Origin of the sequence: Tumebacillus lacus (assembly GCF_026410385.1) — a bacterium.
Classification (GTDB): domain Bacteria; phylum Bacillota; class Bacilli; order Tumebacillales; family Tumebacillaceae; genus Tumebacillus; species Tumebacillus lacus.
The window spans coordinates 61,963-88,635 of record NZ_JAPMLT010000015.1 but is presented as its reverse complement, the minus strand read 5'-3'; the positions used below and the strand labels follow the sequence as shown (position 1 = coordinate 88,635).

23 protein-coding genes and 1 riboswitch are annotated in these 26,673 nt (G+C 59.8%); of the genes, 6 read left to right on the top strand and 17 right to left on the bottom strand.

Annotated elements, in window-relative coordinates; translation table 11 throughout:
* The 7 genes from OS242_RS19325 to OS242_RS19295 are packed head-to-tail and all read right to left on the bottom strand — an operon-like array spanning position 1 to position 9,274.
* Entirely contained in the window at positions 1-1,023 is a 1,023-nt protein-coding gene (locus tag OS242_RS19325; RefSeq protein ID WP_267153341.1) for an NAD-dependent epimerase, read from the bottom strand.
* The gene (gene asnB, locus OS242_RS19320) at positions 1,011-2,969 is read right to left on the bottom strand and encodes an asparagine synthase (glutamine-hydrolyzing) (protein ID WP_267153340.1); all 1,959 of its coding nucleotides are present in this window, start codon (positions 2,967-2,969) and stop codon (positions 1,011-1,013) included. The genes OS242_RS19325 and asnB overlap by 13 nt, the downstream gene beginning before the upstream one ends.
* Positions 2,957-4,126 (bottom strand): glycosyltransferase family 4 protein, encoded by a 1,170-nt coding sequence (locus OS242_RS19315; RefSeq protein WP_267153339.1) that lies wholly within the window; start codon positions 4,124-4,126, stop codon positions 2,957-2,959. Before OS242_RS19315 ends, asnB begins: the two co-directional genes overlap by 13 nt.
* Positions 4,127-5,536 carry an O-antigen polymerase gene (locus OS242_RS19310; RefSeq protein WP_267153338.1) on the bottom strand — a complete coding sequence of 470 codons (1,410 nt, stop codon included), beginning with the start codon at positions 5,534-5,536 and terminating at the stop codon, positions 4,127-4,129. It lies immediately after the preceding gene.
* Positions 5,537-5,579: 43 nt separating this feature from the next.
* Complete coding sequence (locus OS242_RS19305) at positions 5,580-6,707, bottom strand: glycosyltransferase (RefSeq protein WP_267153337.1); 1,128 nt, start codon at positions 6,705-6,707, stop codon at positions 5,580-5,582.
* Positions 6,691-7,818, bottom strand: coding sequence for a glycosyltransferase family 4 protein (locus OS242_RS19300; RefSeq protein WP_267153336.1), 1,128 nt, complete (start codon positions 7,816-7,818; stop codon positions 6,691-6,693). Before OS242_RS19300 ends, OS242_RS19305 begins: the two co-directional genes overlap by 17 nt.
* 28 nt (positions 7,819-7,846) lie before the next feature.
* Positions 7,847-9,274: a flippase gene (locus OS242_RS19295; RefSeq protein ID WP_267153335.1), complete on the bottom strand. Its 1,428-nt coding sequence runs from the start codon at positions 9,272-9,274 to the stop codon at positions 7,847-7,849.
* A 556-nt stretch (positions 9,275-9,830) separates the two neighbouring features.
* Here OS242_RS19295 and OS242_RS19290 point away from each other — a divergent pair.
* Entirely contained in the window at positions 9,831-10,931 is a 1,101-nt protein-coding gene (locus OS242_RS19290; protein WP_267153334.1) for a TIGR03943 family putative permease subunit, read from the top strand.
* Between the two features lie 18 nt (positions 10,932-10,949).
* Complete coding sequence (locus tag OS242_RS19285) at positions 10,950-11,897, top strand: permease (protein WP_267153333.1); 948 nt, start codon at positions 10,950-10,952, stop codon at positions 11,895-11,897.
* 458 nt (positions 11,898-12,355) lie between these two features.
* On the opposite strand, the gene purD is transcribed toward OS242_RS19285, so the two are convergent.
* From purD to purE, 10 genes are all read right to left on the bottom strand, one after another.
* Positions 12,356-13,621, bottom strand: coding sequence for a phosphoribosylamine--glycine ligase (purD, locus tag OS242_RS19280; protein WP_267153332.1), 1,266 nt, complete (start codon positions 13,619-13,621; stop codon positions 12,356-12,358).
* A gap of 19 nt (positions 13,622-13,640) precedes the next feature.
* Positions 13,641-15,188 (bottom strand): bifunctional phosphoribosylaminoimidazolecarboxamide formyltransferase/IMP cyclohydrolase, encoded by a 1,548-nt coding sequence (purH, locus tag OS242_RS19275; RefSeq protein ID WP_267153358.1) that lies wholly within the window; start codon positions 15,186-15,188, stop codon positions 13,641-13,643.
* On the bottom strand, positions 15,188-15,790 hold the full coding sequence (gene purN, locus OS242_RS19270; protein ID WP_267153331.1) for a phosphoribosylglycinamide formyltransferase: 603 nt from the start codon (positions 15,788-15,790) through the stop codon (positions 15,188-15,190). Before purN ends, purH begins: the two co-directional genes overlap by 1 nt.
* Positions 15,791-15,805: 15 nt before the next feature.
* Entirely contained in the window at positions 15,806-16,840 is a 1,035-nt protein-coding gene (gene purM / locus OS242_RS19265) for a phosphoribosylformylglycinamidine cyclo-ligase (protein WP_267153330.1), read from the bottom strand.
* A gap of 21 nt (positions 16,841-16,861) precedes the next feature.
* Positions 16,862-18,316 (bottom strand): amidophosphoribosyltransferase, encoded by a 1,455-nt coding sequence (gene purF, locus OS242_RS19260; RefSeq protein ID WP_267153329.1) that lies wholly within the window; start codon positions 18,314-18,316, stop codon positions 16,862-16,864.
* On the bottom strand, positions 18,301-20,613 hold the full coding sequence (gene purL / locus OS242_RS19255) for a phosphoribosylformylglycinamidine synthase subunit PurL (protein WP_407702134.1): 2,313 nt from the start codon (positions 20,611-20,613) through the stop codon (positions 18,301-18,303). Before purL ends, purF begins: the two co-directional genes overlap by 16 nt.
* On the bottom strand, positions 20,534-21,214 hold the full coding sequence (gene purQ, locus OS242_RS19250; protein WP_267153327.1) for a phosphoribosylformylglycinamidine synthase subunit PurQ: 681 nt from the start codon (positions 21,212-21,214) through the stop codon (positions 20,534-20,536). Before purQ ends, purL begins: the two co-directional genes overlap by 80 nt.
* Positions 21,215-21,217: 3 nt before the next feature.
* Complete coding sequence (gene purS / locus OS242_RS19245) at positions 21,218-21,466, bottom strand: phosphoribosylformylglycinamidine synthase subunit PurS (protein ID WP_267153326.1); 249 nt, start codon at positions 21,464-21,466, stop codon at positions 21,218-21,220.
* Positions 21,463-22,179, bottom strand: coding sequence for a phosphoribosylaminoimidazolesuccinocarboxamide synthase (purC, locus tag OS242_RS19240; protein ID WP_267153357.1), 717 nt, complete (start codon positions 22,177-22,179; stop codon positions 21,463-21,465). The genes purS and purC overlap by 4 nt, the downstream gene beginning before the upstream one ends.
* 140 nt (positions 22,180-22,319) lie before the next feature.
* Positions 22,320-22,832: a 5-(carboxyamino)imidazole ribonucleotide mutase gene (purE, locus tag OS242_RS19235; RefSeq protein ID WP_267153325.1), complete on the bottom strand. Its 513-nt coding sequence runs from the start codon at positions 22,830-22,832 to the stop codon at positions 22,320-22,322.
* A gap of 219 nt (positions 22,833-23,051) precedes the next feature.
* Positions 23,052-23,151: riboswitch (purine riboswitch) on the bottom strand.
* A gap of 180 nt (positions 23,152-23,331) precedes the next feature.
* On the opposite strand from purE, the gene OS242_RS19230 reads away from it, so the two are divergent.
* From OS242_RS19230 to OS242_RS19215, 4 genes are all read left to right on the top strand, one after another.
* Positions 23,332-23,763: a hypothetical protein gene (locus tag OS242_RS19230; RefSeq protein WP_267153324.1), complete on the top strand. Its 432-nt coding sequence runs from the start codon at positions 23,332-23,334 to the stop codon at positions 23,761-23,763.
* 356 nt (positions 23,764-24,119) lie between these two features.
* Positions 24,120-24,521, top strand: a complete 402-nt coding sequence (locus tag OS242_RS19225; protein WP_267153323.1) for a hypothetical protein — start codon at positions 24,120-24,122, stop codon at positions 24,519-24,521.
* Between the two features lie 129 nt (positions 24,522-24,650).
* Entirely contained in the window at positions 24,651-26,255 is a 1,605-nt protein-coding gene (locus OS242_RS19220; RefSeq protein WP_267153322.1) for a gamma-glutamyltransferase family protein, read from the top strand.
* 183 nt (positions 26,256-26,438) lie between these two features.
* Positions 26,439-26,537, top strand: coding sequence for a putative holin-like toxin (locus tag OS242_RS19215; RefSeq protein WP_267153321.1), 99 nt, complete (start codon positions 26,439-26,441; stop codon positions 26,535-26,537).
* The last annotated feature ends 136 nt before the right edge of the window (positions 26,538-26,673 follow it).

Genomic DNA, 26,673 nt, shown 5'->3' with positions numbered 1-26,673 from the left:
TCAGTTCACCCCGTAATAGTCTCGATACCACTGAACAAACTGGCCGATCCCGTCTTCAATCGATGTCTTCGGCGCAAATCCGACCGCCTGCATCAGATCCTCGACGTCAGCGTACGTCTCCGGGACGTCGCCCGCTTGCATCGGCAGGAACTCTTTAATCGCCTTCACGCCGAGCTTGTCTTCGAGCGTGGAGATGTAGGTCATCAGTTCGACCGGCGAGTTGTTGCCGATGTTGTAGATCTTGTAGGGTGCGTAGGACGTGCCCGGGTCGGGTGCGAAGCCGCTCCACTCCGGGTTGCCCTCCGGCTGTTTGTGCACGAGGCGGGCGATCCCTTCGACGATGTCGTCGACGAAGGTGAAGTCGCGTTTCATCTGGCCGTTGTTGAACACTTGGATCGGCTCGCCGCTGAGAATCTTTTTGGTGAACAGGAACAGCGCCATGTCCGGCCGCCCCCACGGCCCGTAGACGGTAAAGAAGCGAAGTCCGGTCGTCGGCAGTCCGAACAGGTGCGAGTAGGTGTGCGCCATCAGCTCGTTCGACTTTTTGGTCGCCGCATACAGCGAGAGCGGATGGTCGACGTTGTCGTGCACGGAGAACGGCATCGATTTGTTGGCCCCGTAGACGGAGGAGGAGGACGCGTAGATCAGGTGCTCCACTCCGTTGTGGCGGCAGGCTTCGAGGATGTTCAGGTAGCCGACCACGTTGGCGTCGATGTAGGCGCGCGGGTTTTCCAGCGAGTAGCGGACGCCCGCCTGCGCCGCGAGGTTGATCACGACCTGCGGCCGGTGTTTGGCAAAGATGTCTTTGACCGCGTCGTTGTCTTCGAGCGAAGCGCGGTAGAAGGTGAAGCCCGGTTCGCCGGTCAGTCGATTCAAGCGCGCTTCTTTGAGCGTCACTTCGTAGTAGTCGTTCAGGTTGTCGAGGCCGATGACTTCATGGCCTTCCGAAAGCAATCGCTTGCTGAGATGGGAACCGATGAAGCCGGCCGCCCCGGTGACGAGGATCTTTTTTATTTCTGCCATTGTTCTGCCCTCCACGCTTGAAACATCAGGATCGTCCACAGTTGTGCTTGCCAGTTGCGTCCGCCGCTCAAGTGCTCGGCCCACGCCCTCCGGATCGGTTCCGGATGGAAATGGCCTTCTTCTCTCAGACGGCGTTCGTCGAGCAGGTCTTCCGCCCATTCCCGCAGCGGGCCGCGCAGCCAGCCGGCGACCGGCACGCCAAAGCCCATTTTGGGCCGTTCGATCATCTCGCGCGGCACGTAGCGGTCGAGCACGCGGCGCAGCACCCATTTGTTCTGGCCGTCGCGACGCTTGATCTCGGCCGGGAGCCGCCATGCAAACTCGACGATGCGATGATCGAGCATCGGCACGCGCGTCTCCAGCGAGATCCCCATCGCCGCCCGGTCGACTTTGACCAAAATGTCGTCCGGCAGGTAGGTGAGTTGGTCGATGTTCATCATCTTGCCGACAAAGCCCTCGGCGTTTTGCCAAGCTGCCAGGTCGGTCAAGGCGGTCTGCGGCTCTTTGCTGCCGAGCACGAGTCTCTCCGGCTCTTTCCAGACGGAGATCAGACGGCGATAGAGATCGCCTTCATGCCTTGCTTCGAGCACGTCGGCCAGTTTGCGCACTTTGTCGCCGACCGGGCCTGCTTTGCCCGAGCGGGCCAAGAGCGGGCCGAGCACCGTCAGTTTATTGAGCGTGTCGACAGGGATCGCATTCATCGCTTTCGCCAGACCGGTACGGCCAAAGGCGGGGAGTTTGCCCACGCGGCCCCACAGTCCTTGAGCCAGTGAGTAGCGGGTGTAACCGGCAAACAGTTCGTCGCCGCCGTCGCCCGACAGCGCCACCGTCACCTGCTGTTTCGCAAGAGCTGCGACGAGGTGCGTCGGGATCTGCGAGGAGTCGGCGAACGGCTCGTCGTACAGAGTCGGGAGTTTGGGAATCACGTCGCGCGCCTCTTCCGGGCGGACGTAGAGCTCCGTGTGTTGCGTGCCGAGATGGCGAGCCACCTCTTTGGCAAACTCCGCTTCGTTGTAGCCTTTTTCATCAAAGCCGATGGTGAACGTGCGCACCGGCTGTCCGTTCAACGCCTGCATCACCGCGACGACGGTCGACGAATCGATGCCGCCGGAGAGAAACGCTCCGACCGGCACGTCGGCCACCATCTGCCCGGACACCGCTTGACGGAGCAGGCGGTCGAGCTCGTCGACCGCTTCCTCCGGCGAGCCGGTGAACGGATCGCGCTGTCCGGCTGCGACCGCGTCGCCGATGCTCCAGTAGGGCACCGGCTGCGGCAGACGGTCGCCGTCCGCTGCGGCAAGCGTCAGGATCGTGCCCGGCGGCAGTTTGAACACGCCCCGGTAGATCGTGCGCGGCGCCGGGATGTAGCCGTGGCGCAGGTAGAGCGTCATCGCGTCTTTGTCGATCTCATTTGCAAAGTCCGGGTGGGTGACGAGCGGCTTCAGTTCCGAGCCGAAGCAAATGCCGTTTTTCAACCGTCCGTAGTAGAGCGGCTTTTCCCCGAGGCGGTCTCGCCCCAACGTCAGCATGCGCTCGCGGCGATCCCACAGAGCAAAGGCGAACATGCCGACCAGTTTGCTCACCGCCTGCTCGATGCCGTACACTTCGAACATCTCCAAGAGCACTTCGGTGTCGGAGTGCCCTCGGAAGCGGCGTCCGTGCGCCTGTTCCAGTTCGCGGCGCAGGTCTTGGAAATTGTAGATCTCGCCGTTGAACACAAACTGGTAACGACCGCTGTGCGACGACATCGGCTGATGCCCCTCCGGCGAGAGGTCGACGATGGCGAGGCGGCGATGCCCGAGGGCGATGCCCGCCTCCGCGTCGACAAACTGGCCGCCGGAGTCAGGGCCGCGATGGAGGATCTCCAAGGCCATGTCTTGCACGACGCGATCAAGCCCTTCGGCCGAGCGGCCGGCTTTCTCCCAAAATCCGGTCAGACCACACATCGACTGCCACGCTCCTTTTCCCACACGCTCTCATACAGCGCTTGATAGCGGTCGATGATCGCGGGCAAAGAAAATTGCTCGCTCACCCGGGCACGCGCTTTTACGCCCAGTGCTTTGCGGCCTGCTGCGCCCAGTTCGATCATCTCGCCAATTGCCCCGGCCAGCGCGGCCGGATCTTGCGGCGGCACGACGAGACCTGTGTCGTCGACGATCCACGCGGAGTCGCCCGCATCGGTGACGACGCACGGCACTTCGCAGGCCATCGCCTCGCCGACGACGTTGGAAAACCCTTCGGCATACGACGAGGAGACGAGCAGGTCGAGCGCGGCTGTCAGCGTCGGCGTGTCGCGCCGCTCGCCCATCAGATGGATGCAGTCGCTGAGGTCGAGCTCGGCGATGCGGGCGGTGAGCGCGTCGTTGTTGCCGTCGACGTCGCGGCCGATCAACAGCGCGTGCACATCGCGTCCTTGCGCCCGCAGGCGTGCCATGGCGTCGAGCAGGTTGCCGTGGTCTTTCATCGGATGGTAGCGTCCGATCAGCCCGATCAGAAACGCCTGCTCCGACAGACCGAGCGCCTGCCGCACCGAGTAGCGGGCCGCTCCGTTCGGACGATAGGTGTCGAGGTCAAATCCGTTCGGGATCACCTCGCGCTTGTCGGCCGCATAGCCGAGCGCTTCATGCTGATCGGCGGAGACCCGCGCGTTGTAGATGATCCGCTGCGGGCTTTGCGAGAAGAACGCGCCGATTTTGATCACCGTCGCCGTGCTCCGCTTGACGAACTGGAGTTGGTACGGCGAATGGCGGATGTTCCAGATCACCGGCACTTTCGTCCGCAAGCGGCTCACAGCCAATTGAGCGGCGAGGTTGCCGTGATACATCCAGCCTTGGATCAGATCCGGGCGGATCTCTTTCACCTGTTTCACCAGTCGCCACACGTCGATGGGCATCGGGCGTCCCGGCCGCATGTTCAGCGTGTGCACGGGAATGCCGAGCGCTTCGATCCGCTCCCCGAACGTGCCCCGGTCGATCATCGAGAGCACGACCGGCTCATAGCGGTCGCGGTCGGTGGCGGAGAGCAATTTGTACAGCATCGACTCCGCTCCGCCGGTGCCAAGACCTGTGATCAGATGCAAAATTTTGATTTTCCCCATCGTCATCTAACCCTTCCCCAATCGTTCGCGCGCCGGAACATAGCGGCGAAACTTGATCTTTTTGGCGGCCAGGAACACGCAGCCGATACAGCCGATCCACAGCCCGTACAGATAGAGGTTCACATAGACCCGCGTGTCGCCGCCCATCATAAAACCGACGATGGTGATCGTGATCGACGCGTAGTAGATCCCGAAGATCGGATGCAGATGGACGGCACTCCCGATGAAGCGGTCGAGCCAACCGTGCAGATAGCCAAACAAGAAGCCGCCGATGGGTATCCCCGCCCACAGTGCACTGTAATAGAAAAACCCAACCAGCCCCGGCGGGACTGTCGGGGTGAAGATCCCGAGCAAAAGTTCGGTGTTGTACGCCGCCACCGTGCCCGGCAAAGCAAATCCGAGCAGTTTCTCAGGCGCGACCTGCAACACGCCCACCGGCACATCAAAGAAGAAGTTGGGCTCCACTTTTTGGGGCATGGCATCCAGCAGGACGGGCAGAGAGCCGATGGGGTGTACGAATTCTTTGGTAAAAGCGGTGAAGACGCCGGCGTCTTCATCCAGTTTCGACTTTGCGCTTTTCTCCCCGTGCATGGCGGCAAAGATCTGGGAGCCGAACACGACGATCGTGATGCCGAGCACGCCGATCAGGAGCAGTGCTCCGATGTTTGGCCGCTTGCCCGTCCACTTGAAGTAGCCGACGATCATCGGCAGGAAGAGGAACAGGAGCTGCGAGCGTCCGGCTGTCGACAGCGCTTCGACGATGCCGAGCGCCACGAGCACGATCCCGGCGGAGTACCGCCAGACCTTGTTGTGGAACCGCTCCGGCTTGATCAGCATCGCGACGCCGATCCAGACCGCCGAAAAGATAAAGGCGGACGGCGAGCGCAAAAAGACGAGCGGACTCGACGCTTTGAGAAAGCCGGAGCGGATGCGGTCGGCGTTTTTGATCAAGTTGTCGATGCCGCCGTAGACGGCGCCGAACCCCAGCAACGAGGCGATGCCGACGATGAGGAGAAACCAGAAGAGCCAAGAGAGCTTTCGATGCTCGATCCCTTCGATCTCGATGCCGCGCGGACTGTTTTTCGCCGTCAGGAAGCCAAATACGATGCAGACATACGTGGCCATCACCATCAAAAAAGGAACGAGGAAGTCCTCCTGCGAGAAATCGACGAAAAATCCGATGTCTTCCGGCACGGTGATCAACACCATCGGCACGATGCTGTAGAGCCAGATGTACAACGCGTTGATCACCGTCAGCAGATCCCAGCCTTTTTTCTCGCGCAGGAGTTCGACCGCCAGCACGACGAGGCCCATCACCGCATACAGCGAGGCGACAGGATGATGCGCGCTCATCGTGCCGACGAGCAGCACGGTCAACAATCCGAGCGGCAACATCCCCCATTTGGTGATCGCCAAGGAGCTTCCTCCTTCCTGTCCATTCTCAGTTGTCCGTTTTCTTTTATCCGTTTTCCAGCACTTTCAGATAGTGGCTGGCCGATGCCGACAGTTCAAAGCGCGACAGGGCCGAGCTTTTGCTTTTCCGCTGGCCGGTCAGCACGTCGGTGAGCGCGACAGCCATCGATTTTTCATCGCCGACCGGGACGAGCTGTCCGTTTTCGCCGTTTCGGATGATCTCGCGCGGGCCGCTCGGGCAGTCGGTCGCCAGAATCGGCGTGCCGCATGCGGACGCTTCGACCAGCACCGTCGGCAGCCCCTCCCAATGCGAGGAGAGCACCTGTACGCGGGCTTTGCTCATGTAGGCGTACGGGTTGTCCACGAAGCCCGGCATCCACAGGTCGTCCTTGACGCCGAGTTCCTCCGCGAGCCTTTCGATCTGCGCCCGGTCCGGGCCTTCGCCAAGGATCACGCAGCGGCAGGGGATCGATTGGCGGATGATCGCAAAGGAGCGGAGCAAAGTGGCGAAGTCTTTCGGATATTCCAACCGCCCCACCGAAAGGATCACCGGCAGCGAACCTGTTTGGAACCACGGATGATCGACCGGTTCTTGCGAGCGGGCCAGCAGGTCGGCGTCGATGATCGGATTGTAGATCACCTCGACCTTTTTCTTGGCGAGGCCGAGCGTCTGCACCAGATCGTCCGCCACGCCTCTTGAAACAGCGATCACACGGTCGACGAGCGGATAGAGCATCCGCATGAACAGATGCATCGTACGCGCCCGCACCGAGACGGCGTCCGCCTGTGCACTGGAGAGCGTGCAATGCTCGACGACGAGCAGCCGTGTCGGCGACATGGCGGCCAGACGGGCGAGGATCGCCGTCACGTTGGCATGCGAGATGCCGGAGATCAGCGCCCACGGGCGTTCGGTGCGCAGATAGGCGATCAGCGGGCGCATCGCTTTGAACACGCGACCGGTGCCGAGGTCGACGACGCGCACCCCTTCCGGCACCTGCTTGAGATACGGGCCTTCCGCTTTGGCGAGCACGATGTCGACTTGAAAGCCTTTTTCCAAGAAACCTTTGGCCAGATTGACCGTGACTTTCTCCGCTCCGCCGCCTCGCAGCGACGGGAGGAAGAGCGCGATCTTACGCGCGTTGACGGGCGGCTGTGCGTTAGAGGACTCGTTCATAGACGGAGATCACTTTCTTGATCCAGACTTCGCTGCTGTGTTCCGCGAGCACCGCGTCGCGGGCGTTTTGCCCGATCCGGCGGCAGAGGTCGGCGTCGGTGCTGGCTTGACGGATCACGTCGGCCAGCGCATTTGCGTCCCCCGCTTCAAAATGCAGACCGGTCACGCCGTGTTCGATGATCTCTGCGAGACCGCCGATCTTCGACGCGAGCACCGGCTTGCCGACGCTCATGCCTTCGAGAGCGGAGATCGAGGACGCTTCGACGACGCCTTCCACCGGGACGGACGGTACGATCACGCCGGTCGATTGGTTGACCAGTTCAACCATGCGGTCGCTGTCGACCGAGCCGATAAACTTCACCCGATCCTGCAGTCCGTTTGCCGCCACGTACGATTCCAGTCGCGGCAGGTCCGGGCCTTCGCCTGCGATCCAGAGCTTTTCTTTGATGTCGCCGAGCTTTTCAAACGCTTCGACGGCGGTCAGCACGCCGTTTTTCGGAACGAGTCGACGCGGGACGAGGAAAAAGGGCTCTGCGGGTGCCGGGATCTCGTCCTGCGATTTCGGAGCAAAGCGGTTCGCGTCGACCGCGTTCAGGATCACCGTGATCTTGGCCGGGTCGATGCCGTAGTCTTCCACGACGATGTCGCGCTGGCCGGTGTCGACGGCGATGATATGCGTCGCCCGTTCGTAGGCGATCCGCTCGCGCTCGACGAGGTAGTCAAAATAGTGCGTGCCGCCTTTGCCGAGCATCTTCGCTTCCCGGGAGACCGGGCCGTGCACCGTCAGCACCACCGGCAGACCGAGGTCGGGCGCCATCGAGCCGTAGTTGACCTCCTGCGCGTGGATCAGGTCAAATCCGGATGTTTTGTGCATCGCGCGGCTTTTTTGCACCGCGTTTTGCGAGATCAGACGGGTCAGTTCCCGCCGCGCCTTGTCGCGATCCCCCATCGCTTTCAAGGCTGCTTTTGCTTTCATCCCGGTGGTCACATCGTCCGGGAAAGCCAACTCCGCTCCCACGCCCGCACCGATCAGCGCGTCGCGCAGGGTCATGATGTACGATCTCACACCGCCCGTGCCGGTTCCCCCGGCCGTTCCGATCAACACGTCCATCCCCATTTATCCCCCTCTGCCCTTTCAATCAGGCATTCAACGTCTTCTTCTGACGCGCCCGGACGATCCCGAGCGCTTTTGTGCGCAGTTCGCGGTCGAGACCGGCTGCCAGTCCAATAAGCAACAGTCCGAGCAGCGGCGCCCCGATCAACGGATGCGCGTCGCGCAGCACCGTGAACCCGAGCAGCGCCACGATGGCAAACGCAGGCAGATTGACTGCGAGGCCTCGCCACAGGAGTTGCACGCCGGTGCGATTCATGGCGAGATTTCCGATCAAGAGTACGCCCTCCGTCGCCAGCGCTGCATACGCGCCGCCCGTCGCTCCGTAGCGGGAGCCGAGGACGGCGTACAGCGCGGTCCCGACGACGACCGCTGCGATCAACACCATCGTACGGCGGAACTGCTGGCCTTTGGTGGTCAGGCTGTCTGCGAGCGGGAAGTTGATCGACTGCAGGATCACGATCACCGCCAGCATGGCGAGCAGTCCGCTCGCTTGAGCAAACTCGACGCCGTAGAGCAGTTCGACCCACCAATCGGCGTAAAACAGAAACGGCACCGCCATCAACATGCCCATCAAACTCATCATCTTGAGTTGCAACACGTTCAAGCGCAGATGCTCGTCCAGCCGCTTTTCATTGCCGTACTGGAACAAAAGCGGGTAAAACGCGGCAGCCAAGATGCCTGGAAATTGGTACAAGACCACCGGGATCCGGTACGCGGCGGCGAAATACCCGACCTGCGTCAGATCGGCGACCCGTTCGAGCACCAGCGGACCCAGTTGCGGCAACAGCATCACGACCAGCCCGCCGAGCATGAACGACCCGAGCCCTTGCAGCAACGCCTTTGCATCGCCGCCTTTCGTGAGTCGGACCTTTTTCAGTACCAGCCACAGGGACAGCACCCCGCCGAGCAGACTGGAGCAACCGTACACGGCGGCCAGCAGCAAGAGCGGCCACTGGAATACGATACCAAGGCAAAGCGTCGCCGCCGTGGCGAGCCCGGCAACCGTCCGGATCAAAGCGGTGAATTTCATCTGTTGCGTCAGTTGAAAGTAGGCCGCGCCGATGCCGACCAGATTGGCCCCAAGCACGGTCGGCATCACCATCCAGTAGAGGACAGGGCGCAGGTCCGACCCGCTGTACAGCACTTCGATCAGCAAAGCCGAGGCGACCGCCGTCAGCACAGCAAACCCCATCCGCCATTTGGCAAACGCGCCCATCAGAGCGGGGATGTCGGCGTTTGGCTTCGTGCCTTCGCGGATCAGCGTGTGCGTGATGCCCATGTCGGTGAAGTAGCCGGCCACCCCGGAAAATGCCAGGCCGACGGCGAGCATGCCGTAGTCCTCGACCCCGAGGTAGCGCGCCACCCAGATCGACGCCAGAGCGGTGATCACGCGGACGAGCAGATTGCTGGATAAAAGATAAGAAGCGTTTTTAAGTATCAGTCCGATATTCATAGGTGACGGAAACCATCCATTCTAAAGAAACATTCTATTTTCGTTAGCCGATTCCTTGATCTGGAAAGAAAATTTACGAGCCGATTCCCGTCATTTCGACAATTTTTTTACATGTTGATCTCACCCTCATTTTGAAGGGTGGGGAACCACATTTTGTAAGGGATCAGGTTGTCCAGAGTAAATATTGCTTCACTCATTTTATCACAGATTCAGCGGGCTTGCCCCTGCTTTTCGCTCTGTGTAAATCTACCTAGGCATCCCAGGTGATAAAGAGTGATCAATGGGTAATTAGACACATTTCCCCGTTTCTATTTTACACTTTATTACGGCCTAACAGAAGCATTTTCTTTTAAATAGGACTCTGTACATAGACCTAAATCACTATGAAAACGAAGACAAGCAGGCACTCGAATCGATTTAGTAAATGATTGGAGTATCAACTAGGATGATTTACTAAACTCTGTTTTTTGGTATACTATCCATCAGAGTTTGAATTATCTGATTGTTGTTCTTTCTAAAGAGAATGCACACAGAGAAAGAAAAGGGAGGCTTTGCTATGAAGACACGAAAATGGGAAGCCGGAAAAGTGGTGCAAGGAATCATCTTGTTCGGATTTGCCCTGTACCTGATCAAACTGTTGGTCACCGGCGAAGTGTACAATCTGCTCTCGCCGCTGGCTGCCAATCTGCTCGGGGTCACAGCAGGCGTGCTGGTACTGATGAGCGGATATTGTCTCATCCCGGCCAAGTCGGAGCACGAGCACGACTGCAGGCACGATCACGGGCACGGACATGATCATCATCACGACCACGACCACGATCATGCATCCTGCGGCCACCACCATGACCACAACCTCGACTGCGGGCACGATCACGACCACAACCCGCGCCCCAAACTGTCGTGGGTGATCCTGGCGGTTCCGCTGGTGATCGGGGTGACCATGCCGACCCAATCACTTGGCGCCTCGATGATCAACAGCGGCCTGCAGGTCGCACCGATCACCGTCGAGTTGGAAAATACGGTGACAACTGCGGATCCCGAAACGGCGGCTGAGACAACGCCCGCCGCGACGACGGAGAACAAACCGACGGAGACGGCCGCTGCACAACCGGCCTCCACGCCTGCCCCCGCTCAAGCCGGGCAAAAGAAGGACGCGGCGCCGCTCGCCTCTGCCACCGCTTCGAAAAACAAGACAGATATGTCGAAAGTCCCGCGCGCCAAAACGGAACTGCCCGGACAACAGCCGGTCGTCCCGACGCCCGGTGAAGAACTAAGGCTCAACGACATGGTGTCGAGCATCGCATTCGTGCCGGAATCTTACTACGACAAACGCTTCAAAATCGTCGGCTTTGTCGTCAAACCGGAAGGCTGGCCGGATAACCGCTTCCTGCTGATGCGCTATATGATCGCTCACTGTTCGGCAGACTCCACCGCCGTCGCCCTGCTCGTCGAGTCGGACGCAGCCAAAGATCTGCAAAACGACCAATGGGTCGAAGTCTACGGCACCGTCGGTCTGCAAAAACTGCCGCACCTCGATTCGATCCCGGCTGCCGCGTGGTTCCAAGGCTATCCGTACAAACCGTTCCTGACCGGCCACGAAGTCAAGCCGATCGACGCGCCGAAACATCCGTACCTCTACTCGCAATTCTCGCTCTAGATCGGAGGAACTGTCACCATGTGGCAATCTGCACAAACCATCTTTTTATCCATCATTCTTGAAGCACTTCCCTTCGTCGTGCTCGGTGTCATGATCTCCTCGCTGATTCAAGCGCTGGTCTCGCAGGAACGCATGATGAAACTGCTCCCGAAGAGCGGCGCGCTGTCTGTCGTCGGTGCGACGTTTATCGGGATGGTGCTGCCTGTCTGTGATTGCGGCACCATTCCGGTCGCCCGCTCCTTGATTCGCAAAGGCATGCCGGTCTCTGCTGCGATGGCGTTTACGCTCTCCGCTCCGGTCATCAATCCGCTGACGATGATCGCCACGTTCGTCGCGTTCGGGTTTAATGCGACGATGATGTGGGCGCGCGTCGCGGCTACGTTTGGCATCGCCGTGACGATCGGCTGGGTGCTGCTCGCCGCGGAAAACAAGCGCAAAGCGGCCGGTGCACCGGCTCTGGCCGGCGCTTCCGCCGGTCCGATGGGGCTGGAACTGCCGATGCTGGAAACGGCCGCGACGGTTGAAGAAACAGCTCCGACCCCGCGCCGCACGCCTCGTGAAGTATTCAACTACGTGATCAACCACGCAGTGATCGAGTTCTTCGAAGTCGGCATCTTTGTCGTCATCTCGGCGGCCGTCGCCGCCCTGCTGCAAACGTTTATGCCGGCATCGGTCACGCAAGCGATCGGTGACCATCCGATCCTGTCGGTGCTCGTGATGATGGCGCTGGCGGTCATCCTCTCGCTCTGCTCCGAAGCGGACGCCTTCGTCGCCCGCTCCCTCGCCTCGCTGACCACCGGCGGAGGCGTGCTGAGTTTCCTCGTCATCGGCCAGATGATCGACATCCGCAACATCCTGTTGCTGCCGCGCGTCTATGACAAATGGGTCATCGTCCGCACCTTCTCGCTGGCGATTGTCCTCACGTTTGCGGTCGGTGTCGGCGTGAACTTGATGGGTTGGCTGTAGAGACGTATCGACATGAAAAAAAAAGACCGCCGGGATCAGCCCCGGCGGTCTATCTTTTTGCGTGCGCATTTGCTAGAATTCGAATTGCACAATTGAAGAATTGTTCTCCCAGGAGGTCGGCTCATCCCCGTTTGAAAGGGGGTGGGTGAATGACAGTCTTTCAGAAACTGCTCGTAGTGATACTTGTCACAGGTTTGATCGTGATGGTCCAGTACGGGATCTTTCAGATATGGCTGGCATTTAAGAAAGAAAGATAGACCTTCCTAAGCAGTGACGTGCGCAGGGAAGGTCTATTTCAACAAAGTAGATCGAGCCGACACTCTCGATGAGCATCAATTGTTGCAAAACTGGACTGTGGATGTTGACGCATCAACAGTCCTTTTTCTTATTTTAGCATACGCACTTGTGTAATCACAAGCAAACGAAAAGCGCACTTCCGGTTTGGAAGTGCGCTTTTTTTATTGGCGAAACGCCTTTTCTGCGATATCCGTGCGGTAGTGCATGCCCTCGAACTTGACTTGCTCGACGGCGCGGTAGGCGGCTGCTTGGGCCGCTTTGAGGTCGGTGCCGAAGCCGGTGACGCCGAGGACGCGGCCGCCGTTTGTGACGGTGCCGGCGTCGGTGGTCTTGGTGCCGGCGTGGAAGATGATGCTGTCATCGCCTGCCGTGTCGAGGCCGGTGATCACGTCGCCTTTGCGGTAGTCGGCCGGGTAGCCGCCCGCTGCGAGGATGACGCAGACAGCCGCTTGGTCGGACCAGCGGAGTTCGAGATCAGCGAGTCGACCGTCGGCAACGCTTTGGAAGACGGTGAGCAGGTCGGTCTCCAGACGCGGCAGCACGACTTGAGTCTCCGGGTCGCCGAAACGGGCGTTGAACTCGATCACTTTCGGGCCTTGCTCGGTGAGCATGAGCCCCGCGTAGAGCACGCCTTTGTACGGGGTGCCTTCCGCCTTCAGATGATCGATGACCGGGCGGATGACCTCCGCTTCTACGCGAGTCAGCAGAGCCTCGTCGACGACCGGCACCGGGGAGTAGGTGCCCATGCCGCCGGTGTTCGGGCCTTTGTCGCCGTCGTACGCCGGTTTGTGATCCTGAGCCGGAACCATCAGGCGGACGGTGTCGCCGTCGACGAACGCCATGACGGTCGCTTCTTGGCCGGTAAGGAATTCTTCGATGACGACTTTGCTGCCCGAGTCGCCGAACGCTTTGTCTTTCATCATCATGTCGAGCGCCGACTCCGCCTCTTCCAGCGTCATCGCGACGACGACGCCTTTGCCGGCGGCGAGGCCGTCCGCTTTGATGACGATCGGTGCGCCTTGCTCACGGACGTAGCTGCGCGCCGCTTCCAGATCGGTGAAGTCCGCGTAGCGGGCGGTCGGCACGTTTGCTTGTTCCATCAGGGCTTTGGCAAACGCTTTGGAACCTTCCACCATCGCCGCCGCTTTTTTCGGTCCGAAGACTTTCAGGCCACGCTCTTCAAAATGATCGACGATCCCGGCGAGCAAGGGAGCTTCCGGGCCGACGACGGTCAGGTCGATGCCTTCTTGCTCGGCAAAGTCGGCCAGTGCCGACACCTCTTCGCCGCCGATGTTGACACAGGTGGCGAGCTGGGCGATGCCGGGGTTGCCCGGTGCGCAGTAGAGGGTCGGCTTCTGCGACGACTGAGCCAGTTTCCAAACGATGGCGTGTTCACGGCCGCCGCCGCCGATGACGAGAACTTTCATCTGTCCGATACCTCCCGCTCTAGTGTTTGAAGTGACGCACGCCGGTGAAGACCATCGCGATGCCCGCTTCATCCGCTGCGGCGATCGAGTCTGCGTCTTTGATCGAGCCGCCCGGCTGGATGATCGCGGTGATGCCGGCCGCTGCCGCCGCTTGCACGGTGTCGGCCATCGGGAAGAAGGCATCCGACGCGAGCACGGCGCCTTTGGCAAGGTCGCCCGCTTGTTCAAAAGCGATCTTGGCAGCGCCGACGCGGTTCATCTGGCCTGCGCCCACGCCGACGGTGCGGTCTTCGCGCGCGACGACGATGGCGTTCGATTTGACGTGCTTGACGACTTTCCAAGAGAAGAGCAGTTGCTTCAGCTCGTCCTCAGTCGGCTGACGCTTGGTCACGACTTTGATGTCTTCGTCGCCCAGTTGGCGAACGTCGAGGTCTTGGATCAAGAGACCGCCTTGGACTTTCAGCGTGGTGCGCGGTGCACCCAACACTTCGATGCCGCCTTGCGGAGTCATCGAGACGGTGAGCAGGCGCAGGTTTTTCTTTTGGGTGAGGATCGCCATCGCTTCTTCCGAGAAGGAAGGAGCCAGGATGATCTCAAGGAACAGCTCGCTCATCTTTTGCGCGGTCGCTGCGTCCACTTCGCGGTTGAGCGCGACGATGCCGCCAAAGATCGAGACCGGGTCCGCTTCGTACGCTTTCATGTAGGCGTCGTAGATGTTTTCCGCCACGCCCACGCCGCACGGATTGGTATGTTTGATCGCGACGACTGCCGGTTCGTTGAACTCTTGAACGATGGAGAGCGAAGCGTTGGCGTCGTTGATGTTGTTGTAGGACAGTTCCTTGCCGTGCAGTTGCTTCGCGCCTGCGATGGTGTGCAGGGCCGCGCCCGGCTCTTGGTAGAACGCCGCACCTTGGTGCGGGTTTTCGCCGTAGCGCAGGTCTTGGACTTTTTCGTAGGTGACGGTGAGACGCTCCGGGTATTCAACGCCGGTGACGCGGGTCAGGTACTGCGAGATCAACGCGTCGTACGCGGCGGTGTGACGGAATACTTTGGCTGCCAGAGCGAGCTTTTCATCGCGGGTCAGCGGGGTGCCGTTGTCCAGCGCGTCGATGACGCGGGCATAGTCACCGGAATCGACGACGACCGCGACGTCCTGCCAGTTTTTCGCAGCTGCGCGGAGCATCGAGGGACCGCCGATGTCGATGTTTTCAATCGCGTCTTCGAAATCGACGCCCGGTTTTTCAATCGTCGCTTGGAACGGGTAGAGGTTGACGATCACGTAGTCGATCGGTCGGATGTTCAGCCCTTCAATCGCCGCCATATGCTCTTCGTTGCCGCGAATCGCCAGCAAGCCGCCAAATACGTTCGGATGCAGGGTCTTCACACGGCCGTCCATGATCTCCGGGAATCCGGTGACGTCCGAGATGTTGGTGACCGGGATGCCCGCATCGGCCAGCAGTTTGTGCGTGCCGCCCGTGGAGACGACTTCGATGTCGTGGCGCACCAATGCTTGAGCCAGTTCGACGACTCCGGTCTTGTCCGATACGCTGATCAGTGCTCGTTTCATCATTTCTCTGTTCTCCCCTCAAAATGAATCCGTCCTGCGATGAGATCTGCTGTCACGGCCGGCAACAGTCGGTGTTCCGCCGCGTGAATCTTCGGTGCGAGCGTCTCGCGGGTGTCGTCCGGGTCGATCATCACCGTCTCTTGTCGGATGATCGGGCCGGTGTCCATGCCTTCGTCGATGAAATGCACGGTGACGCCGGTGTATTTCACGCCCGCTGCCAACGCGTCGCCGATGGCGTCCTTGCCCGGGAACAGCGGCAACAGCGACGGGTGCAAGTTGATCGTCCGGCCGCTGTACACGGCGAGGAAGGTCGGTCCGCACAGGCGCATGTACCCGGCGAGGACGACGTATTCCACGCCTCGTGCCTGCAGTTCGCGCACGACTTCCGCCTCGTACGCGTCTTTGCCGCCCATCTCCTTGACGTCGAAGACGAGCGTTTCGATCCCCGCCTGCGCCGCCCGCTCAATCACTTTCGCGCCGGGACGGTCGCAGATCACGCAGGCGATCTCGCCGTCGATGGTGCCGTCCGCCACTCGATCAAAGAGGGTCTGGGCATTCGACCCGGACCCTGATGCAAAGATAGCAAATTTTGTTTTCCTCATTTTTCCCATCGTACCCTACAATCCCTTCAACTGCACGTCATGCGGCCCTTCGATGATGCGGCCGATCACATGTGCCCGCTCACCGAGCGCTTCTGCCGCCGCCCGAATCTCTTCTGCCTGCGCAGCCGGGACGACCAACACCATGCCGATGCCCATGTTGAAGGTGCGATAGAGGTCGAACGCATCGATGTTGCCGAGGCGTTGCATCACCTGGAAGACACCGTGCACCGGCCACGAGCCGACTTCGATCTCTGCCGACACGCCTTCCGGGAGCGCGCGCGGGATGTTTTCCAAGAAGCCGCCGCCGGTGATGTGCGCCATCGCACGGATGTCAAAGCGTTCGAGCAGCGCGAGGATCGATTTGACGTAGATGCGCGTCGGGGTGAGCAATTCTTCGCCAAGCGGTCGACCGATCTCCGGGAAGACGTGGTCAAGCGCGTACTCATGATCGCCAAAGAACAGTTTGCGCACCAGCGAATAGCCGTTCGAGTGAATGCCGCTGGAGGACAGGCCGACGATCACGTCGCCCGCTTGCACGTTGCGGATGTCGATCATCTTGTCTTTTTCCGCGACGCCGACTGTAAATCCGGCGATGTCATACTCGCCGTCCTGATACATCCCCGGCATCTCCGCCGTCTCGCCGCCGATCAGCGCGCAGCCCGATTGCTCACAGCCGTCCGCGACGCCTTTGATGATCGCTTCAATCGTTTCCGGCACGACTTTGCCGGTCGCGAGGTAGTCGAGGAAGAACAGCGGTTCCGCCCCCATCACGACGATGTCGTTCACGCACATCGCCACCGCGTCGATGCCGATGGTGTCGTGACGGTCCATCGCAAACGCGAGCTTCAGCTTGGTGCCGACGCCGTCCGTACCGGAGACGAGGATCGGTTGTTTGTATTTCGACGTGTCGAGCGCAAATCCGCCGCCAAAACCGCCGAGCAGCGTCGCGACTTCCGGACGCTTGGTGCGAGCCACGTGCGATTTCATCCGGTTGACCGCTTCGTTGCCTGCGTCGATGTCTACACCCGCCGCTTTGTACAATTCACTCATCGCTGTGTCTCCTCCACCCTGTTAGCGTTCAAAATGAGATTTCGTAAATTCCTCGTGGATCTCCACCGGATAACGGCCGGTGAAGCACGCGTTGCAATGCCCGTGATCGCCGCTGCCGTCAAAGCCGAACGCTTTCATCATGCCCTCTTCGCTGAGGAACGACAGCGAATCGGCGCCGATGTACTCGCGGATCTGCGGCACCGTTTTATTGGCTGCGATCAGTTCGTCGCGGGACGATGTGTCGATGCCGTAGAAGCAGGAGTGCGTAACCGGCGGCGATGCGATCAAGACGTGGACTTCGGTCGCCCCCGCGTCGCGCAGCATCGAGACGATCCGGCCGGACGTGGTGCCGCGCACGATGGAGTCGTCGATCATGATCACGCGCTTGCCTTCGACGATCTTGCGCACCGCGCTGAGCTTGAGCTTGACGCCTTGGGCGCGCAGCTCTTGCGACGGCTGGATGAACGTGCGTCCGATGTAGCGGTTTTTGATCAGGCCGATCTCATACGGGAGATGAGCCGCCTCCGCATAGCCGATCGCCGACGAGATCGACGAGTCGGGCACGCCGATGACGACGTCCGCCTCCACCGGAGCTTCTCGGTACAGCTGGCGGCCAAACTCTTTGCGCACCATGTGGACGTTGTAGCCGTCGATGTCCGAGTCCGGACGGGCGAAGTAGATGTATTCAAACGTGCAGAGCGACTGTTTGCCCGCCGAGGAGAAACGGGTCGACTCTACGCCTTCTGCGGAGATGATCAGCATCTCGCCCGGCTCCACATCGCGGATCAACTCCGCGCCGATGGTGTCAAACGCGCAAGACTCCGACGCCACGCAGTACGCGTCGCCGATTTTGCCGAGCACCATCGGGCGCAGACCGTTCGGGTCGCGCATCGCGAACATCTTGTCATCGGTGAGGATGACAAACGCGTACGCCCCTTTGACGATGGAGAGAGCCTCGCGGATGTTCGCTTCCATCTCCTGATTGCCCGCACGGGCGATCAGATGTGCCATGACCTCCGTGTCGGAGGTGGACTGGAAGATCGCACCGCGACGTTCGAGGAAACCGTGCAGTTGCAACGCGTTGGTCAGGTTGCCGTTGTGAGCCAAAGCCAGATTGCCGCGCTGGAAATTGAAGACGAGCGGCTGCGCGTTGATCAGTTGCGAGACGCCGGTCGTGGAATAGCGGACATGGCCGATGGACGCATGGCCTTTGGACAGACGCGGGAGGGTGTCTTTCGGAATCGCGTCAGACACCAGCCCCATGCCTTTGTGGTGATACAGTTTTACGCCGTCGACGGTGGCGATCCCCGCCGACTCCTGGCCGCGATGTTGCAGCGCGACCAGGGCAAAGTAGGTGAGTTCTGCGGCGTTCGGATGCCCGAAGACACCGAACACGCCGCATTCCTCATGAAATTTATCAAAGATCTCGTCGTCGAGTTCGCAGCCGAAGTCTCGGGGGGTTACTTCATGAGACATGGGATCGCTCCTCTCCAAGTCGCCTCCAGATGTTCCACTGCTTCGTCGATGGCCGCTTCGCCGTTGATCTTGATCGTCAGGCGGTCACCGCCGGTTTCACCGATTACGGCGAACGGCACACCATTTTCGTTGAAAATGCGTTCCAATGCGTCGAGGTTCGCCTGATCTGCTTCGATCACGATGCGGGAGCCCGCTTCGCCAAACAGCGCTTCGTCGAGGCGCTGGCCGGATGCGAAGTTGATCGTCGCGCCGAGCTTGCCGCCGATTGCAGACTCTGCCAGTGCGACGGCGAGGCCGCCTTCCGCCAAGTCGTGAGCTGCGAGGACGAGGCCGGATTGGATCGCGGTCAGCACCGCGTCTTGCAGCGCTTTTTCCACGGTCAGGTCGAGTGCCGGAGCATCGCCTGCCACTTTGCCGTGCACGACTTTCAGGTATTCGGAGCCGCCGATCGCACCGGTCGTCTGCGGGCCGACGAGCAATACAGGATGACCCGCGCCTTTAAACTCTTGGGTGGTGATGTGATCGGTGTCTTCGATCAGGCCGACCATGCCGATGATCGGGGTCGGGTAGATGTCGATGTCGTTGGTCTGGTTGTACAAGGACACGTTGCCGGAGATGACCGGCGTGCCGAGAGCGACGCACGCTTCCGAGATGCCGGCGCAGGATTCTTCGAATTGGTAGAAGATCTCCGGCTTCTCCGGCGAGGAGTAGTTGAGGCAATCGGTGACCGCCAGCGGTTTCGCGCCGGAGCAGACCAGGTTGCGCGCCGACTCGGCGATGGTGTGCTGACCGCCGACGCGCGGGTTCAGGTACACGTAACGGCCGTTGCCGTCGGTGCTCATCGCCAGCGCTTTGCGGGTGCCGCGGATCGAGACGACCGCAGCGTCGGAGCCCGGGCGGACGATGGTCGAGGTGCGGACCATGTAGTCGTATTGCTGGTAGACGTATTCCTTGGAGGCGATGGTCGGCGTGCGCAGCAGTTGGTGCAGTGTCTCGGTCAGGTCGGACGGAACTGCGACGGCAGCCGGGTCAAACGCCAGCGTCTCGTCGAGGTAGGCCGGACGAGCGGACGGACGGTGATAGACCGGCGCATCGTCGACGAGCGTGGAGACGTTGATCTCGCAAACCGTCTCGTCGCCTTCTTTCAGACGGAGCATGCCGTCGTCGGTGACGCGGCCGATGACAGCCGCTTCGAGGCCCCATTTGGAGAGGATCTCTTCGGCGATGTGTTCGCGGCCTTTTTTCATGACGACGAGCATGCGCTCTTGCGACTCGGACAGCATCAGCTCATACGAAGTCATGCCTTCTTCGCGGCGCGGCACTTTCAGCATGTCCAGCTCGATGCCGGAACCGGCGCGGGCTGCCATCTCCGAGGAGGAGGAGGTCAGACCTGCAGCGCCCATGTCTTGGATGCCGACGACTTCGCCGGTCGCGATCAGTTCGAGGCAGGCTTCGAGCAGCAGTTTTTCCATGAACGGGTCGCCGACTTGGACAGCGGAACGCTCTTTGCTGTGCGGGTCTTCCGTCGAGGCGAACGTTGCGCCGTGGATGCCGTCGCGGCCGGTGCGGGCACCGACGGCGAGGACCGGGTTGCCAACGCCCGATGCGAAGCCTTTTGCGATCTCGTCGTGGGTCATGATGCCGACGCACATCGCGTTGACCAGCGGGTTGTGCGTATAGCGCTCGTCGAACACCACTTCGCCGCCGACCGTCGGGATGCCGATGCAGTTGCCGTAGCCTGCGATGCCGGCGACGACGTTGCCAAACAGGTAGCGGTTGCGGACGTTCTCTGCCCCGTCGCCTTCGATGGAGCCAAAGCGCAGCGAGTTGAGCAGCGCGATCGGACGCGCGCCCATCGTGAAGACGTCGCGGATGATGCCGCCGACGCCGGTGGCCGCGCCTTGGTACGGTTCGATGGCGGACGGATGGTTGTGCGATTCGATCTTAAAGGAAACGGCGAGGTTGTCGCCGATATCGATGATCCCGGCGTTTTCACCCGGCCCTTGCAGAACGTGCGGGCCGCTGGTCGGGAACTTTTTCAAAACAGGGCGAGACGATTTATAGGAGCAATGCTCGGACCACATGACCGAGTAGATGCCCGTTTCCACGTAGTTCGGCTGACGGCCCATCAGTTCGAGGATGCGCGCGTATTCTTCATCGTTCAGACCGAACGTGCGATAAATTTTTTCTTCGGCGATTTGTTGCGGAGTCGGTTCGTTACGCACCGTGCTTCTCCCCCCAGGTCCGGAAAATAGAAGTGAACATCGCTTTGCCGTCGGCCGAGCCGAGCAGTTCATGCACGGCGCGCTCCGGATGCGGCATCATGCCGAGCACGTTGCCTTGTTCATTGCAGATCCCGGCAATATTTTCAATCGAGCCGTTCGGGTTGGTGCCATGGTACGTGAAGACGATCTGGTTGTTTGCCTTCAGTTGGTCGATCGTCGCTTGATCGGCAAAATAGTTCCCTTCGCCGTGCGCGATCGGGATGCGGATCACTTGACCCTTTTCGTAGTCGTTCGTGAAGGCGGTGTCGGTGTTCTCCACGCGCAGTTCCGAGATCTCGCAGCGGAACTGCAAGTGGTCGTTATGGCGGAGCACACCCGGCAGCAGACCGGTCTCGGTGAGGATTTGGAAGCCGTTGCAGATGCCGATGACCAGCTTGCCGGCAGCCGCGTGCTCTTTAACAGCGCCCATCACCGGCGAGAGCGAAGCGACCGCGCCGCTGCGCAGGTAGTCGCCATAGGAGAACCCGCCCGGCACGATCACACAGTCGTATTGGGAAAGATCGGTCTCGGTGTGCCAGACGCTGTCGACCGGTTCGCCGAGCACGTCTTCCACCGCTTTCACCGCGTCGATGTCACAGTTTGAACCCGGGAATACCAGTACGGCGAATCTCATCTCTTACGCCTCCACCAGTTCAAATTCGTATTTCTCGATGACGGTGTTCGCCAGCAGCTTTTCGCACATCTCGGTGACGCGCTCTTCTGCGATCTTGCGGTCGGTGGTGTCGATCTTGACTTCCATATATTTGCCGATGCGCACGTCGCGCACTTCGTCGTAGCCCAGCGAGTTCAGGGATTTCGTGATCGTGGTGCCTTGCGGGTCGAGGACAGAACCTTTCAGGGTGACGTGAATTTTTGCGATCATCATGCTTCGACTCCTCCCAGACGGCGCAGCATCTCTTGGTACGCCTCTTCTACATTGCCCATATCGCGGCGGAAACGGTCTTTGTCCAATTTTTCCTTGGTGTCGGCATCCCAGAAGCGGCAGGTGTCCGGCGAGATCTCGTCAGCGAGGATCACGTCGCCTTGCGGGGTGATGCCAAACTCCAGTTTGAAGTCGACCAAGGTCACGTTGCGGGACTTCAGGTACTCGACCAAAATGTCGTTGATCTGGCGGCCGTATTGCTCCAGCAGTTTAACCGTCTCCGGCGTTGCCAGCTCCAGCACGTCGATGTGCGAGTCGTTGATCAGCGGATCGCCGAGGTCGTCGTTTTTGTAGTAGAACTCGACGACCGTCTTCGGCAGTACGGTGCCTTCCGCCATGCCCAGGCGCTTGGCCAGGGATCCGGCTGCGATGTTGCGAACGACTACTTCGAGCAGGATGATCTCGACTTTTTTGACCAGTTGTTCACGGTCGTTCAGCTGTTCGACGAAGTGGGTCGGGATGCCGCGCTCGTTTAGCATCTCCATAAAGATCTTGGAGATCGCGTTGTTCAGCTGGCCTTTGCCGGTGATCGTGCCTTTTTTCTCGCCGTTGAACGCGGTTGCGTCGTCTTTGTATTCCACGATGTACAGGTTCGGGTCGTTGGTGACGTAGACTTTCTTTGCTTTGCCTTCGTACAGCATCTGCTCTTTGGAAATCATCGAAAGTTCCCTCCTGGAGGAAAAATTTTTGAAAGATAAAGTTTAGGGGCTCGCTCCCCGCCTCTCCTTATCCACGGTCAAATGAACGGTGAGAGACGGACGGCAGAAAAGCCCCAACGGTATATTTAAGGAAAGAGTTAGTTGCTCAGGTAGGCGTCCACGCCGATTTCTTGCAGCTTGGCGTCTTTCGCTTCCACTTCGGCTGCGAGTTGCTCCCGGTAACGGACCATGCGCTCAGCCAATGCTTCGTCGCCGGTGGCGAGGATCTGTGCGCCGAGGAGTCCGGCGTTGAATGCACCGTTGATCGCGACGGTCGCGACCGGGATGCCTTTGGGCATCTGGACGATCGCGTGGAGCGCGTCGACACCTTGGAGTGCGCCGCCTTGCAGCGGCACGCCGATCACCGGCAGCGTCGTGCAAGCTGCGACGACACCCGGCAGATGAGCTGCGAGGCCCGCACCGGCAATGATGACGCCAAAGCCGTTATCTTTCGCCTCACGAGCAAAGTTCATCGTGCGATCCGGCACGCGGTGAGCCGAGGATACGTGAATTTCCGTTTCGACTTCCAATGCGTGCAGTGCTTTCGCCGCTTCGTTCATCACTTTCAAGTCAGAATCGCTACCCATCAGGATCAATGCTTTTTTCGCCATTTTGTTTCTCACTCCCGGTTTTTTATAGGACCTCGCTTATTTTAACCAAATTCATAAAAAAGCCCAGGCGGGTAGAAGTACTCAGTCCAAAACTGCAAACCAGTTTCCTGAGTGAAACCTACCCGCCTGGGCTTTTGTCCCTTCGGTGTCATGTCCGCACACAGCGGACATGTGAATCGCTCGGACCTACACGTCGCCAAGGTGGGCGTCGCTGGAACCCTAGATTCACTTTCAACTCGTAGTCCGGCGATTCCGGTCGCCTGGTAGAAACGCCCGGGCCAATCCCCGGGTATATACGAGACTATGAAGTTGGAAATCTTTTTTACATACTGTCTACTGTAAGAATACCAAACAGGCAGGGGGGCGTCAACCAAAATCCGAACATTATCACCGGAATATACTGCATCGTTCGAATTTCATTCAAAAGAACAAAATCGTCATGGTTCGGCAAAGCGGGGCATAGAGTGGATGGAGAAACGAATTCTTGGAGTGATCGCACATGTCGCGCATCTACCGCGTACGAGACGCTCAACGCTTTGTCTTTTTCTTTTTGCTGTGCCCGCTGATCCCCCTGTTGCTCCAATTGCTCCGTCCGTCGTGGACGTTGGCGCTGCTTGGCGGGGTAGGGGCTTTCTTGGCTTTCTTGGCGATTTCGCTGTTTGCCCAGCGCGAGTTTGAGGTCGGAGTCGAGTACATCCGCATCGACAGCGGAGATCGGGCTCAGATGATTTTCCATGCGGAGATCGAGGAGATCTTGCTGACCAAAGGCAACTTCGTCGAGTTCCGGCTGGAAGGACGCCGCCGCCGCGTCCGCCTGGCAACGGAAGACTGTCCCTCGGCGACCGCTGCACTCGCGACGTTTGCCAGTCGGCACGGGATTCCGATCACCGACAATCGAAGAAAACAGAAAGACCGTCGAGCTCCGGCTTGACGGTCTTTTTCTCGAATGGTCTATAAAAAGACAAGATATGTGGAAAATGATTATTTATACCTAGTGGTTGGGTGTTGATAATCCAGCAAAGGGATGGTATGATGTAAGTACTCGATGGTAATAAGTACAGCATTCACTTTAGTCACTCGGACTTTTTTTCACAACCCGTGTGCAGCGCTGTCTGCAGACCCCTGATCCCCAATCAGCTGCTCTGTCTGCTTCATCGAGTGTTTCTGAGATCCTTGCCTTTATCGGAAGCTGAGAGTCCCCCCTCGGCTTCTCTTTTTTTGTCTTTTTTCGGGGGCCGGTTCATATGATGAGACACACAGAATGACCGAATTTTGGAGGTGTGCCTCATGCTGTTGGCCGATACCCTGCTTCTGCTGTCCCGACACACGCTCGCCGACATCCACGACACCCTTTTTCCAAACGATACCCCCGTCGCACCGCTCTCCGAGGAGCAGATGCGTGCGGAGATCTGCGCCTACTGGAACACCAAAGCACACTGGGAGGATCTGCTGAACGCCCTCTCCCCGTCGGAACGTCGTCAGATGACCCGCCTCGCGTTGCAAGAACGCTGCCCCATCGACGCCTTTTTGGAGGAGCTGGCGAGCCTTGGCGTGGTGATGCTGCACCGGGAGCAGAACCGGTGCGAGTTGTCCGATGATGTCCGGTTTCACCTGTTGGAGCGGCTCCCGAGTCTGCACGATCGCCTGCAGGCGACAGAGGACGGAGAGGATGGGATGGCGCCGGTGTAAGAGGTAGGAGGAGTACCCGCTCTCGACGGAGAGCGGGTTTTTGTTGTTCGCTCCGGCAGGATCAGACCGGTATATATGGAAATAAGAGTAAACCATATGTCCCGATCCAAGCAAAGGAGTGCTCCTTTCATGAACTTTAACCCCTTGCACCACCCGTATCCCTCCCAGCGGATGACCGCCTATGCCAAAAACGGCATGGTCGCCACCTCGCAGCCGCTCGCCGCTCAAGCCGGGCTCGATCTATTGAAACGGGGCGGCAATGCGATCGACGCAGCCATCGCCACCGCCGCTGCTCTGACGGTGGTCGAGCCGACGTCGAACGGCATCGGCGGCGACGCGTTTGCCCTCGTCTGGACGGAGGGCAAGCTGCACGGGCTGAACTCCTCCGGCCCGGCCCCTCAGTCGATCTCCATCGAAGCGTTGCAAAAGCGCGGCCTCACCGAGATGCCCAAATTCGGCGCGATCCCCGTCACCGTCCCCGGTGCACCCGGTGCATGGGCGGAGTTGTCGGCACGATTTGGCCGTCTGCCGCTGACCGAAGTGCTGCGTCCGGCGATTGAATACGCGGAGCAAGGCTACCCCGTGTCACCAACGCTCGGCTATTACTGGGAGCGGGCGTCGAAAACGTATGCCGGGCTCCAAGGCGAGGAGTTCCACCCTTGGTTCAACACTTTCACGACGGACGGACGAGTGCCGCGCATCGGCGAGATGTGGCGGTCGGAGGATCCTGCCCGCACGTTGCAGTTGATCGCGGAGACGAACGGCAAGGCGTTTTACCAGGGCGAGCTGGCGGAGAAGATCGCGGCGTTTGTGCAGGCAAATGGCGGCTATCTGTCTGTCGAGGACCTCGCCGCATTCCGCCCGGAATGGGTGGACCCGATCTCGGTCAATTACCGGGGCTACGACGTGTGGGAGATCCCGCCGAACGGGCAAGGTCTGGTCGCCCTGATCGCGTTGAACCTGCTCAAAGGGTTTGATTTCACGGAAAAGGACACGTTCGACACCTACCACAAGTCCATCGAGGCGATCAAACTGGCATTTGCCGACGGCCAGCGGTTTATCACAGACGCCGGGCAGATGAAAGTCGCCGTGCGCGACCTGCTCTCCGAGGCGTACGCGGCGGAGCGTCGCCGGTTGATCGGCACCGAAGCACTGCTCCCGACGCCGGGTGAACCGCCAAAGGGCGGCACCGTCTATCTGGCGACGGCAGACGGCGAAGGCAACATGGTCTCGTTCATCCAAAGCAACTACATGGGCTTCGGCTCCGGTCTCGTCGTGCCCGGCACCGGCATCGCCCTGCAAAATCGCGGGCACAACTTCTCGCTCGATCCGACGCACGACAACGCGCTCGCCGGCGGCAAAAAAACGTACCACACGATCATCCCCGGCTTCCTCACCCGGGGCGGTGAAGCGGTCGGCCCGTTTGGCGTGATGGGCGGCTTCATGCAGCCGCAGGGGCATGTGCAGGTCGTGATGAACACCGTCGATTTTCACCTCAACCCGCAAGCGGCGCTCGATGCTCCCCGCTGGCAGTGGCTGAAAGGCAAGACGGTCGAGCTCGAACACACCGTCCCCGCCCTCATCGCAGCCACCCTCGCCGCCCGCGGCCACGACATCCGCTGGGCCCTCGGCTCGGGATCGTTCGGTCGCGGCCAGATCATCTGGCGCGGTGAGCAAGGCGTGCTGGCAGGCGGCACGGAGCCGAGAACGGATGGCTCGGTGGCCGCTTGGTAAAACGAACAGCCCCGCTCTTCCGGATACAGAAGAGCGGGGCTTTTTATTAGTCATATTTCATCGATTTTAAAACACTCATGTCCCTAGGCAACCATTTACGAGATTGCTATACTGGGATCAGTGACAACTGAATAGCGAAACCTTGGGTGCCGTCTTTCCTCCGCAAAAGGAGGTGAGGCGTAGATGAAAGGTAAGGATCTCTTGAGTATCCTGTCGTTGCTTTTCCAATTCGGCATGTTTCTCATCGCCTTGCTGACGTTCGTGTTTTTAATCACGAAATAAAGAAATAGCCACCCACGGTTTGGCGACCTTGGTGGTGGCTACTTCCCCCGCTTTTCGATAACTCAGGCGGCGGAATCGACACCCAAGTCAGTTGTTACTGTTGGAGCCGAGCAGCCACTCGGCTCCTTTTGTTATG